Source organism: Paramuribaculum intestinale (assembly GCF_030759015.1).
Lineage (GTDB): Bacteria > Bacteroidota > Bacteroidia > Bacteroidales > Muribaculaceae > Paramuribaculum > Paramuribaculum intestinale.
Map to the genome: position 1 here is coordinate 1,673,305 of NZ_CP098825.1, position 11,845 is coordinate 1,685,149.

11 protein-coding genes are annotated in these 11,845 nt (G+C 57.8%); 2 read left to right on the forward strand and 9 right to left on the reverse strand.

Annotated features, from left to right (window positions below):
• Window positions 1–43: 43 nt before the first annotated feature.
• Genes ribD through NF347_RS07540 form a run of 8 tightly spaced genes read right to left on the reverse strand, consistent with a single transcriptional unit; the run spans window position 44 to window position 8,440 of the window.
• The gene (gene ribD / locus NF347_RS07505) at window positions 44–1,096 is read right to left on the reverse strand and encodes a bifunctional diaminohydroxyphosphoribosylaminopyrimidine deaminase/5-amino-6-(5-phosphoribosylamino)uracil reductase RibD (RefSeq protein ID WP_107035297.1); all 1,053 of its coding nucleotides are present in this window, start codon (window positions 1,094–1,096) and stop codon (window positions 44–46) included.
• Complete coding sequence (gene ispG / locus NF347_RS07510) at window positions 1,087–2,766, reverse strand: (E)-4-hydroxy-3-methylbut-2-enyl-diphosphate synthase (protein WP_123542433.1); 1,680 nt, start codon at window positions 2,764–2,766, stop codon at window positions 1,087–1,089. Before ispG ends, ribD begins: the two co-directional genes overlap by 10 nt.
• A complete protein-coding gene (purE, locus tag NF347_RS07515) occupies window positions 2,753–3,268 on the reverse strand; it encodes a 5-(carboxyamino)imidazole ribonucleotide mutase (protein WP_107036915.1) in 516 nt (171 codons plus the stop codon). Before purE ends, ispG begins: the two co-directional genes overlap by 14 nt.
• An 18-nt stretch (window positions 3,269–3,286) precedes the next feature.
• Window positions 3,287–3,898, reverse strand: coding sequence for a hypothetical protein (locus NF347_RS07520; protein WP_107036916.1), 612 nt, complete (start codon window positions 3,896–3,898; stop codon window positions 3,287–3,289).
• Between the two features lie 45 nt (window positions 3,899–3,943).
• Window positions 3,944–5,383 (reverse strand): RNA polymerase factor sigma-54, encoded by a 1,440-nt coding sequence (rpoN, locus tag NF347_RS07525; RefSeq protein WP_107036917.1) that lies wholly within the window; start codon window positions 5,381–5,383, stop codon window positions 3,944–3,946.
• Between the two features lie 49 nt (window positions 5,384–5,432).
• The gene (locus tag NF347_RS07530; protein ID WP_107036918.1) at window positions 5,433–6,434 is read right to left on the reverse strand and encodes an SDR family NAD(P)-dependent oxidoreductase; all 1,002 of its coding nucleotides are present in this window, start codon (window positions 6,432–6,434) and stop codon (window positions 5,433–5,435) included.
• A gap of 51 nt (window positions 6,435–6,485) precedes the next feature.
• Window positions 6,486–6,926, reverse strand: coding sequence for a lipocalin-like domain-containing protein (locus NF347_RS07535; protein ID WP_107036919.1), 441 nt, complete (start codon window positions 6,924–6,926; stop codon window positions 6,486–6,488).
• Window positions 6,917–8,440 carry a capsule assembly Wzi family protein gene (locus tag NF347_RS07540; RefSeq protein ID WP_133165547.1) on the reverse strand — a complete coding sequence of 508 codons (1,524 nt, stop codon included), beginning with the start codon at window positions 8,438–8,440 and terminating at the stop codon, window positions 6,917–6,919. Before NF347_RS07540 ends, NF347_RS07535 begins: the two co-directional genes overlap by 10 nt.
• Window positions 8,441–8,521: 81 nt before the next feature.
• On the opposite strand from NF347_RS07540, the gene NF347_RS07545 reads away from it, so the two are divergent.
• Both NF347_RS07545 and NF347_RS07550 read left to right on the forward strand, forming a co-directional pair.
• Window positions 8,522–9,505 carry a calcium/sodium antiporter gene (locus NF347_RS07545; protein WP_107681823.1) on the forward strand — a complete coding sequence of 328 codons (984 nt, stop codon included), beginning with the start codon at window positions 8,522–8,524 and terminating at the stop codon, window positions 9,503–9,505.
• Window positions 9,506–9,533: 28 nt separating this feature from the next.
• A complete protein-coding gene (locus NF347_RS07550; RefSeq protein WP_107036921.1) occupies window positions 9,534–10,244 on the forward strand; it encodes an acylneuraminate cytidylyltransferase family protein in 711 nt (236 codons plus the stop codon).
• Window positions 10,245–10,549: 305 nt separating this feature from the next.
• On the opposite strand, the gene NF347_RS07555 is transcribed toward NF347_RS07550, so the two are convergent.
• Window positions 10,550–11,752 carry an IS110 family RNA-guided transposase gene (locus NF347_RS07555; RefSeq protein ID WP_107037113.1) on the reverse strand — a complete coding sequence of 401 codons (1,203 nt, stop codon included), beginning with the start codon at window positions 11,750–11,752 and terminating at the stop codon, window positions 10,550–10,552.
• Window positions 11,753–11,845: the final 93 nt, after the last annotated feature.

Genomic DNA, 11,845 nt, shown 5'->3' on the forward strand with positions numbered 1-11,845 from the left:
ATACGTAATCTCACACACGGCCTCACACCCACGGCACAGGTTATCACACCGGTTCTACACACGGCCTCACATATTCCGCGATTATATTGCCGTCGATCGTTTCGGAGCGTTTCAGCACTCCAGTGGGAGCCGGCATGAGACACCGCCCGTCGCGGCCGAGCCTCACGGGAGATCTCTCCACGCGGGCCTCGTCCCACAGGCCGCTGTCGGCCACCGCCGTCAGAGTCCGCGCTCCACCCTCCACCATCAGAGATATGAATCCAAGGTCATAAAGCCGCTTCATGACAGCGGCCATGTCGTGGGAGTCGATATCGGTCTGCTGCTCCACGTGCGAAGGCAGATCATCACGCCGCCGGTCTGTGAAACATATCACACGACCCGGGTCATACACCGACGCTCCGGCTGGGGTCACACCGGAGGCGTCTAATACCACACGGGCGGGATTGCGCCCTGCCGTGCCGCGCACGGTCAGCGAAGGATTGTCGGTCAGTATGGTCCCGGCGCCCGTCATTATGGCATCGTAGCGAGCGCGCAGCCCGTGCATGAGCTGCATGGTGAGCGGCGTGGAAAATTTCACAGCGCCGTCACGCGATGCCATGAAGCCGTCGGCGCTCGTGGCCCATTTGAGCAGCGTGTAGGGTCGGTGCCGGCGGTGGGCGGTGAAAAACTTCACATTGAGAGCCTCGCACTCTTCACGAAGCACTCCGGTCACCACTTCGATGCCGGCGCGGCGCAGACGCTCCACTCCCCTTCCGTCGACTTTGGCAAAGGGATCGAGACAACCCACCACCACACGCTTCAGACCCTTGTCGGCTATCAGATCGGCACACGGAGGCGTGCGGCCGAAATGGGCACACGGCTCAAGAGTCACATATATGGCACTTTCCGGCAATTTATGCTGATCGGCCACCGATGCTATGGCGTTGACCTCGGCATGAGGGCCGCCGCACTTACGGTGATAGCCCTCGCCTATGATATGGCCGTCGCATGTCACCACTGCCCCTACCATCGGGTTGGGCGATGCGCCGAGCTCGCCGCAGCGGGCAAGCTGCATGGCACGGCGCATCATCTCTTCGTCGAAGGCTGTCACGTCCATCGACCGTCGCTTTTAATCAATGCGGTCAGAGCATCCACAGCCTCTTCGGCGGGAATGTTTTTCCTGACACACTCCTTGCCACGATAAAGGCTCACACGACCCACACCGGCGCCGACATAGCCGTAGTCGGCGTCGGCCATCTCGCCCGGACCGTTCACCACGCAGCCCATCACTCCTATCTTCAGACCCTTTAGCGAAGCCGTGGCCGCCTTGACGGCGGCAAGGGTCTGCTGGAGATCAAACATGGTGCGTCCGCACGAGGGGCACGAGATGTACTCCGTGCGGCTGATGCGCTGACGGGTCGACTGAAGTATGGCGAACGCCAGACTTATCGATTCGCTGTCGCTCAGTGAGTCCGATTCCACCTGTATGCCGTCGGCAAAGCCGTCTAGAAGTGCCGGACCGAGATCGGCCGCGGCATACACCATGGTCTGTTCGGGAGTCAGACCTTTGTAGGATACACGGATCATGACCGGATTGTCCTTGCCGTGAACCGACAGTTGATGCATGGCCTGACGTATCGCGCCACGGAAGAAGGGGTGCTCCGTGGTCAGAACCACCGGCTGTCCGGGCGCTACGGCCTCGGCCTCCTCGTCGCTCAGCGGAGCCACAAGCACAGGCCATGCCGCCACTTCGTCGGCCGTGAAGTCGGGCTTCATCTCCCCCTCGGCCACATAGCCCTCATGGCCGCCGGCCACGGCTGGCGGATTGTCGCCGCCGATGGCGCCATGGCTGAGGCTGCGCCGGCGTCCGTTCGGGCGCGACCCCTGCGGAGTGCCGGGTATATGGGGAGCGCCGGCTCCACGAAGGGAATAGTCGGCAAGCATTCTCGCCACAGGAAGTTCATTTACAGGATCCTCCGACAGCGACACCCTTATCGTGTCGCCGATACCTTCGGTGAGAAGCGTGGCTATCCCTACGGCCGATTTCACACGCCCGTCCTCACCGTCGCCGGCCTCGGTCACTCCAAGATGTATCGGGTAGTGCATATCCTCGGCAGCCATCGCGTCGGCGAGCATCCTGACGGTTTCCACCATCAGACTCACGTTGGAGGCCTTGATCGAGATCACGACATTGTCAAAACGGCGTTTGCGGCACACGCGCAGAAACTCCATGGCGCTCTCGGTCATGCCGGCCGGATTGTCACCGAAACGGCTCATGATACGGTCAGAAAGCGAACCGTGGTTCACACCTATGCGTATCGCCGTACCGTTCTCGCGACACAGCTCCAGAAACGGCGTCAGAGCGTCGTCGATCCGCTGCAGTTCGGCTGCATACTCCTCGTCGGTATATTCCAGTTTCTTGAACACACGACCCGGATCCACGAAGTTGCCGGGATTGATGCGTACTTTGTCGGCAGTGACGGCGGCGGCAAAAGCCGCGCGGGGATTGAAATGTATGTCGGCCACCAGGGGCACGTCGACACCGGCCTCACGCAGACGCGACGAGATCACGCCTATGTTGTCGGCCTCCCTGACGCCCTGCGCGGTGAGCCTCACAAGCTCACTGCCGGCGGCGGCAAGCTGAGCCGACTGCCTTACGGAGCCGTCGGCGTCCATAGTGGAAGTGTTGGTCATCGACTGCAGGCGCACAGGGTTGTCGCCCCCTATGGCCACACGGCCGGCGCGCACCTCCACCGTCCGACGTCGGGAGTAGTCAAAACCCTCCATTGGACTTGAACTTGTAGTCGAGCTTGTCAAGCTCACGGTTGGCGTTGACTATCTTCTCCTTGAGTCCGGAGCGGTAATTGTCGAAACGCTCTGCGAGGGCCTTGTCTTCAAGCGCAAGGATCTGCACGGCCATTACAGCGGCGTTCAGACCGGCGTTTATGCCTACGGTGGCCACCGATACGCCCGGCGGCATCATCACTATCGAATACAGTGCGTCCTGACCCGACAGGGTGGAGTTGATCGGCAGGCCGATAACAGGCAGCGGAGTCATGGCGGCTATCACACCGGGAAGGGCGGCGGCCATGCCGGCGGCGGCGATGATCACCTTAAGGCCTCGGTCGCGCGCGCCACGTGCGAAGCGCTCCACTTCATCGGGAGTGCGGTGAGCCGACAGGGCGTTCATTTCAAACGGCACCTCCATCTTTTCAAGAAAGTCGGCTGCCTTGCTGAGAATGGGAAGATCGCTTGTGCTTCCCATGATGATGCTTACTAATGGAGTCATGATTATGATTGATTTGGATTATATCAGTGATATCAGATACACGCACGCGAAGCCGTTGGCCATGCCGGCCAGTGTCTGCCACAGGGTGTGGCGGCCGAGATATATGCGGGCGGTGCCAAGCAGACCCGACAGCAGCACGGCTGCCATAGCCGCCAATATGAAATTCACGCCCGGAGCCGCTATGTGCATGTCAAGGATTCTGAATGCGATCGCCGTCAGTCCGCCCATTGCAGTGAGATGGGCGCTTATCTTCCAGCGGAAATTGACGGCTGCGCATACCACCGTGGCGACACCGGCTCCGGCCATGAACAGCCACAGCCACGACGGGGCGTGAGCCGTGTGCAGGTATGCAGCGCAGGCTCCGTAGCTTAGCGCCGACACGACGTAGGGGATCAGGCGCTCGTTGCGGTTGTTCAGCCCGGGATCTTTCACCAGTCCGATCCTGTGGAGCACGATTATGGCCAGCAATGGCACGAGGCAGGTGATGGCGAAACACACGCCGGTCACAGTCCACTTCACCGGAGCCGGGACCGTCGACAGCACGGTGAGAAACAGCGACAGCACCACACCGTAGGTCGGCACGAGCAGCGGCGACAGAAGGGCTGATAATATCTGTGATAGAAGTTTCATTATAGTATTTTAGCGTTTCATGTTTGCGTATGGATGTCGCAGTGGTCAGATACCGTGGAGAGTACGGAGTCGCGCCACGGGAATACCGGCCTTTTCGCGGTATTTGGCCACCGTGCGCCGCGCTATGTCGTAGCCCTGAGCCTTCAAAGCCGCTGTCAGAGCTTCATCGCTCAGCGGCGAGCGCTTGTTTTCCTGGTCGACAAGGTGTCGCAGGGCGGCCATGATCTCAAGCGACGATGCGTCGCTGTCGCTCTTGGGGCGCTCGTTGAAGAAAAATTTGAGCGGATAAACACCGCCGGCCGTCGCCACATATTTACCCTGTGTGGCGCGGCTCACCACCGATATGTCATAGCCTGTGGCGGCTGCGATATCCTTCAGTATCATCGGCCGCAGTTTCAGCTCGTCGTCAGTGAGGAAGAAGTCGCGCTGATGACGCATTATCGCGGTCATGACGCGCCACAGGGTTTCGCGGCGCATACCTATGGCCTTTATGAAGTCGGCTGCCGAATCGCGACGGCTCTTCAGAAATGCCAGAGCATCCGCATCTCGACGCGGCATACGCGGGCTTATCTCTATGTTGTCCACGTCGAAGCTCTGTTCTATCGCAAGATGCGGCAGATTGTCGGGCATGCTCAGCAAGAGCCTGTCGCCGTCGGTTTCGACGTAGAAGTCGGGCGTTATATGGGCGGCTCTGATTTCAGCTTCGCTGTCGGATCCTTCAAAAGTGGCTCCCGGTTTCGGATTCAGAGTGCGTATCAGGTCTATCGCCGCTTTAAGTCGGCTTTCGCTAAGCGATGCGGCCGTCATCAGCCGGTCCATCTTCATTCCCGCGAAGAGATCGAAATAATGGGTTATTATCTCCGTGGCGTCAGCCACATCCTGCTGCGGATCAAGACGGCGAAGCTGCAGCAGCAGACAGTCGCGCAGATCCGACGCTCCGACGCCCGCTGGATCGAGCCTACGCAGCGTGTCGAGAGCGGAGCGCATTTCGTCCATCGTCACCTCCACGCCGGTCTGAACCTCCAGATCCTCACGCACAAGAGGCAGCGCGCGTGTCAGATAGCCGTTGCCGTCAAGACTTCCGGCAAGAAAAACGGCCGTTTCGAGTTCACTCCCGTCCATGCCGCTCTGGCGCAGCTGTTCGGTCAGATAGGCCATGAGCGTTTCACCCTCCTGACGAGTGTCCGGATCAAAGAAAGTGCGGTCCGAGGAGCCGTTCTTGGCCTCAAGCCTGTAGGACGGGACATCATCTTCGCTGCGGTAGTCGGCCAGCATCATCTGCTCGGCGGTTTCGCCCTGAGCGTCTGCCTGACGGATCTGATCGTCGGAAGAGGCCTCAAGCGCCGGATTCTCGTCGAGTTCGCGCTTCACTTCGTCCTCGATCTCGGCTGTACCCATCTCAAGCAGCCTCACATACTGCACCTGCACCGGCGACAAAGTCTGGCGCAACTGCTGTTTCTGACTTAACTTAAGCGACTCTTCCATCCGCGATTATGGCTTTTTACATCGTGTCAAATTCAAACATACTCTAAGATCACACATTATATATGTCCCACTTGTAGCGGGCGAGATTTTCCGGACGCACAAACCAGTCGATCGTGCGCTGCAGCCCCTCTTCAAGACTCACCTCCGGACGCCATCCTGTAAGCTCGCGCAGACGGGTGCTGTCGCCGCAGAGCCTGAACACTTCGCTCTTGCCAGGACGCAGACGCTGAGGGTCGGTCACGTAGTTCACCTCGCGTCCCATCAGGCGTGCTATCGTCTGAAGCGTTTGAAGCATCGTCACCTCCGTGCCGGTCGAGATGTTATATTCCTGACCCTCCACGCCCTCGGCGCGGGCAAGAGCCAAAAATCCGCGAGCCGTGTCGGCAACGAAGTTGAAGTCGCGGGTCGGACTCAGATCGCCGGTCTTGATCTCGGTGGCGCCGTTGGCTATCTGGGTGATGATGGTCGGGATGATCGCGCGGGCGCTCTGACGCGGACCGTAGGTATTGAACGGGCGGGCTATCACCACCGGAGTCGAAAACGCGTTGTAGAAGCTCAGCGCGAGTGCGTCGGCACCGATCTTCGTGGCCGAATAAGGCGACTGGGGCTGACGCGGATGATGCTCCGTGATCGGCACCTCTATAGCCGTACCGTACACCTCCGAGGTGGAGGTCACTATAATGCGCCTCACTCCGCAGTCGCGTGCGGCCTGAAGCATGTTGAGAGTGCCGCGTATGTTCGTGTCCACATAGCTGTCGGGAGCCACATAGCTGTAAGGTATGGCTATCAGGGCGGCCAGATGGAATATCGTGTCGACATCACGCGATATCATGCGGCAGAACGCCGGATCACGGACATCGCCGCTCACAATCTCCAGACGCTCGCTGGCCGCTACGTCCTCAAGCCAGCCGTTGACACCGAATGAGTTGTACAGGCTCAATGCTCTGACACTGTAACCTTCGTCGAGAAGAAGCTGGGTCAGATGCGAGCCGATGAAGCCGTCGGCGCCGGTGACGAGCACCCTTGTATGTCCGTTGTCGTTTCTATTCATATCGCTTGCGTTTGATTTAATAACCTTGGTCGGAGAGAGTATGTTTGAGTGTCAGTAAAGTTTCTTCAGATAATAGACATATTCCGTCCCCTCGTCAGAGCGACGGCTCAGACAGGCGGTTTTGCCGGTCTGGTTCACTATCCGCAGCATATTCACAGGCGTCCACGGAATCATCAGCTCGGCGACATAGCCGCTCGCGTCATCGCCCGGAGTGATTTCCAGCCGCAGCGACCCGTCGCTCTCGCTCCACGTACACCAGTAGGCGCTATAAGAATGATTGTCGCTCTGAGCACGGCTCTCCATCACGTGGCTCTGGAATTTCATCACCACGTTGCCGCGGTAATCGGCTGCCGGCACACCGTCGACATCGATACGGGTCACCTGCCAGGTGCCGAACCACGGCCCTATGTCGCCGTTGTTGCGCGTACATCCCGCCGACAGCATCGTCAGCGCCACGACCGATAATATCACCGACAGGTATCTCATCGCCATAATCCGCTATAGGTAAGACTTACTGCAGCTGCCGAAGCATTGGCCGGAAGCCGGCCGCGGTCTATCGCGCCCTGCACGCCGATCCTCACTCCGGGCACACTCCGCAGGGGCATCGACGCCTCGGCCATCAGCGAAGTCGACCGACGGGCTGGAATCATCGCCTCATATCCGTTGCCGTAGGCCTTGCGCCATCCGGCGAGAACACGGTAGCCCACACGCCCTATCCGCCCCTCGACACCGACATGGATCCCGCGTGTACGATTGCCGATATACGACATATAGCCGTCAGTATTGTACAGCGGACTCATCACCGTGGCGCGACCCATACCCATGCCGTAATAGGCGTATGCGTTGTAATACGCGTTGTTGTAATAGTCGTCGGCACCGGTGGCCTCGCTCGTGATCGAGGTCGACGGATGATCGCCCGGAGCCCAGTGTATCGGACCGCTCTGATTAGTCAGATCAAGATACTCCACCACAACGCCGCTCACTATGGCAGCAGCCGACGGAGCTTTCAGCTCTATTCCCCACAGGCCGTCCCAGCCGTTGAGCTTCGCCATGCCCGAGCCATCCTCCCAGATCCACTGGAAATAGCCCGACAGCGACCACCCTCCGCGCACGACAGCGGTAGCCTTCAGATCCCACGTGCCGAGAGTATTGCCGAGCACATAATCCTCAGCACCCTTCTCCACCGGAGCAAGTATCTTTATGAAATCGGCCACCTTATGGCCGCGGTGTTCCACTTTAGCTATCTCACCGTCGCGGTAATACGTCGTAGTCCCCCCTATCTGCGACGCGCACTGCACACCCAACGTCACCGTCAGCGGCCGCCCGGGATCTGTGCGCAAATGCATCCGGCGGTAGACCATCCACTCACCCTGCGCCACATGCCCGTTGTAGAGCGCCGAATGATCGCGCCACCAGCCATCGTCGGCAAACCGGCCATATTCCAGCTCCCCCGAGATCTCAAGCCAACCCGAAGTCAGAGGAACCGGCTGAAAACCCGTAAATCCGGCACGCACACCCGGAATCGGCCTGGCATTGGCCGAGCGTATCATGTCGCCCCCCGACAGCCGGTCGTCGACTATCGGCGAGCCCTCATGCTTCATTCCGGCCGACGCCGTCAGCGAACGCCATTTCACCTCACCATACAGCTGCTGAAGCCACAAAGCCGGCGGCCTGCGACGGTTCATGCCCCAGCTTTCAGTCGACACATCGTAGCGGCCGTAACCCACCGCCGACGAATATCCGCCCCACAGCTCCACGCCATAGCCATAGCTCAGACGGCGGTCACACTCCATCGGACGCACCGCTCCGGCCGACAGCACTACATTGTCGGCCGACGACAGCGTGCCACGGCGGTTAGAAGCCATATACAGCGGAGCAAACTCACCGCTGCCGGCCGTCGCCTCCACCGAAGCCTCAAGACGCAGACCACGCAGAGCAGCCGGAGTCGAGCCAAAGCACTCAGACACAGCCACAGCCATCAATATGAGCAAAAAATAGATTTTCACACCCCAAAATTACTAATAATTCTCTATATTTGCCGACAAATAAGCAGCGATTGAATTTAATATTCCTTTCCGGACACTATGATACTTGACATCGTATATCTCATCATCGGCCTGGCGCTCATACTTTTCGGCGCCAACTGGCTCACCGACGGCTCCGCAGCCATTGCCCGCCGATTCGGCATCTCCGACCTCATCGTCGGACTTACCGTGGTAGCCTTCGGCACATCAGCACCCGAACTCGTCATCTCGGTCATGTCGGCCATCAACGGATCGGCCGGACTCGCAATAGGCAACGTCGTCGGATCCAACCTCTTCAACATACTCGTCATCATCGGAGTCACAGCCATAATACGCCCCATTGCCGTCGACCGCTCAGTGATGACCAACGAACTCCCACTCGTGCTCCTCTCATCCCTGGCACTCCTCGCCATGGGCAACTCCGCCACGCTCGACGCGACATCCTCATCCGTGCTCACACGCGTCGACGGAATAATGCTCCTGCTCTTCTTCGCCATCTTCATGCGCTACACATTCGCACAAGCCAGATCAATCCGACAGCCACAGGACGACCCCGCCGCCGATGCCGCCGCACAAAAACCACAGATCCCGATGGCCAAAGCCTCACTGCTCGTCATCGCCGGACTCGCCGGACTCATAGCCGGAGGCGACCGGTTCGTAGCAGGAGCCTCAGGAATAGCCGCAGCGCTCGGAGTCAGCGACGCCCTCATCGGACTCACCATCGTGGCCATGGGAACATCGCTCCCCGAACTCGCCGCATCAATCGTCGCCGCAATCAAAGGCCGGCCCGGACTCGCCATCGGCAACGTCATCGGATCATGCATATTCAACGCATTCTTCATCCTCGGCACAGCAGCCGTCATCCGCCCACTGCCATTCGGATCCATCGGCAACGTCGACCTCCTCGCACTCTGCGGCGCCTCACTCCTCTTCTGGATCTTCGCACGCATCTACCGCGTCCGCACAATCACCCGGCCCGAAGGCATACTCATGGCCGCCCTCTACATAGCCTACACCGCATGGCTCATAGCCATGACCATCCGCTGACACCAGAATCCCACATATCCAATAACATATGATCACCGACACACTCGTCATAATCCCCGCCCGCGGAGGCAGCAAAGGCATCCCCGGCAAAAACATCCGCCCACTCGCCGGAAAACCACTCATACTCTACACCGTCGACCTCGCCCGGCAACTGTTCCCCGACACCCACATAATCCTCTCCACCGACTCCGAACAGATTGCCATCACAGCCCGCACCGCCGGACTACCCGTAAACTACATGCGCCCGCCCGAACTCGCCACCGACAACGCACCCACACGCGACGCACTCCTCCACGCCATGGACTGGGCCGACACACACGGCATACCCTACAAAAAAATATGCCTGCTGCAGCCCACATCACCACTGCGCACAGCCGACGACATACTTCGATGCATCGACCGATACACCCCCGACATCGACATGGTCACCACCGTACGGCCCGCAGCCACCAACCCCTACTACAACTGCTACGAAACCGACAACGACGGATTTCTCCACATATCCAAAGGCAACGGATGCATCGTCCGGCGCCAGGAAGCACCACCCGCATGGGAATTCTCCGGATCAGTCTACATCATCAACCCCCACTCACTCCGCACCACCGAAATCGGACGCATGACCCGACGCCTCCCCGTAGAAGTACCCGCCGAACGAAGCATCGACCTCGACACACCCCTCGACTGGGCCGTAGCCGAAACCATCATCGCATCACGATCCGCACACCACCACACCACTTAACCACCCCCGACCGCACGCGATCTCGCCCTTTTTAGCTACCTTTCCTCTAAAAACGTATTGGTAATTTTCTTTCCGGATTGCTGAAAACACCAAGGAGAATGGTGCATTCCTTGTTACAGGCATACGGCGAGCCTGTCCATGACCCTGAATAGGGATGGATAGAGATATAAGATTGTTACTTTCCTCTACAAGCTTGGGTAGCTTATGCCGGTGTCCAACTCCTTCCGATGCCTTTGCAAATTTGCGAACCGGGCTGCGATGCACCACAAAGGTAATTACATTGTACCGGAAGGTATGTCGAATGACTATCGGATGACAGTCGATCCAAGTCTTTTCATTTGTTCCTCCATCTTCTTTTGTTCCTCAAGCCTTTTGAGGTAAATGTCGATGAAGTCCTGTTCTTTGGTGAGCATGTGCCATACGGCAACGAGTATTTTGCGTGCGATGGCCACTTGTATTTTCATTTTGCTCTTTTTCTTGACCGTGGTTTGGATATAGCTGAAGTTGAAGAAGAAACAGTTCCGGGTTCTTGATGCGACCCATGCGATTTCAATCAGAATCTGTCTGAGATATTTGTTTCCGTGTGTCACCTTTCTGCTTTTGTATCGTCCGTTGCTGACATCGTTCCGCGGTTTGAGTCCGCACCATCCCACAAGGCATGCCGCAGTGGCGAACATCTTCATGTCAACCCCTGTCTCCGCAATTATGGCTGTGGCTGCGCGTTCCTTGACTCCGGGGATGGTTTGAAGACGTCTGTATTGTTCGGGAAAATATTGTTCACATAGAGTTGTCAGTTCCTTTTGGCATACCTCAATCTGCCGCTCTATGGTGTCGATGACTTCCTTTGTTTGGCGGAATATCGTGATGTCGATCCGTGAGAACAATCCGGTGACCGCCGCTCTGATTGTATCGCGGCCATGCTTGTTGACGGTACGTCCGTGCACCATTTTCACCAGTTCGTCCGGATCGGTCGTGCCGTCTATGATTGCATGAAGCACCTTCTGATAGCTTTTGCTCTTTATTGTGGTGACGTAATTGCTCAGACGGAATCCGCTTCTCTGCATAGCGGCGTCCAGTTTGTTGCAGTTATAGGTCATGTCCTCGTTAAGATCCATGATGCGGCGGTTGAGTTTGCGCATGTCCTGCACAATCGGCTCCGGCACGAAACTCCCCTTGATGAGATTTTTCAGCAAACATTCCGCTATCCACTGGGCATCCTTTACATCACTCTTGCGTCCCGGCAGCTGCTTTATGAAATATGGATTCACAAGCTTGAGTTCCATCGATTCACATAGTTCGTTCCATACCGGCACCCAATAGACTGCCGTACTCTCCATTGCGGCCTCTGTCACACCTCGTTCTACCATGTCGTTGCACATCTGACGGAGATCAGGCGTCAGCACTCCGTACTTTTTTTCGAAGATAATGACCTCGTCATGCCCCATAATACAAAGATAAATGCTATCTTTGTGGACATCAAGGCCGGCGACTGTTCGGTTCCTGTCCATATTTTGTAATTTTTTAAATTTTCCTCCAAATTAATAAAATTGTGACTTAGAGCACGTCGGAGGGGGCAGGAATAAAGTTGTCAGCCTTGATTT

What these genes read in the sequence shown, in the direction of transcription:
- ribD (WP_107035297.1), bottom strand. Translation starts at nt 1,096, where the DNA reads ATGGACGTGACAGCCTTCGACGAAGAGATGATGCGCCGTGCCATGCAG.
- ispG (WP_123542433.1), bottom strand. Translation starts at nt 2,766, where the DNA reads ATGGAGGGTTTTGACTACTCCCGACGTCGGACGGTGGAGGTGCGCGCC.
- purE (WP_107036915.1), bottom strand. Translation starts at nt 3,268, where the DNA reads ATGACTCCATTAGTAAGCATCATCATGGGAAGCACAAGCGATCTTCCC.
- NF347_RS07520 (WP_107036916.1), bottom strand. Translation starts at nt 3,898, where the DNA reads ATGAAACTTCTATCACAGATATTATCAGCCCTTCTGTCGCCGCTGCTC.
- rpoN (WP_107036917.1), bottom strand. Translation starts at nt 5,383, where the DNA reads ATGGAAGAGTCGCTTAAGTTAAGTCAGAAACAGCAGTTGCGCCAGACT.
- NF347_RS07530 (WP_107036918.1), bottom strand. Translation starts at nt 6,434, where the DNA reads ATGAATAGAAACGACAACGGACATACAAGGGTGCTCGTCACCGGCGCC.
- NF347_RS07535 (WP_107036919.1), bottom strand. Translation starts at nt 6,926, where the DNA reads ATGGCGATGAGATACCTGTCGGTGATATTATCGGTCGTGGCGCTGACG.
- NF347_RS07550 (WP_107036921.1), top strand. Translation starts at nt 9,534, where the DNA reads ATGATCACCGACACACTCGTCATAATCCCCGCCCGCGGAGGCAGCAAA.
- NF347_RS07555 (WP_107037113.1), bottom strand. Translation starts at nt 11,752, where the DNA reads ATGGACAGGAACCGAACAGTCGCCGGCCTTGATGTCCACAAAGATAGC.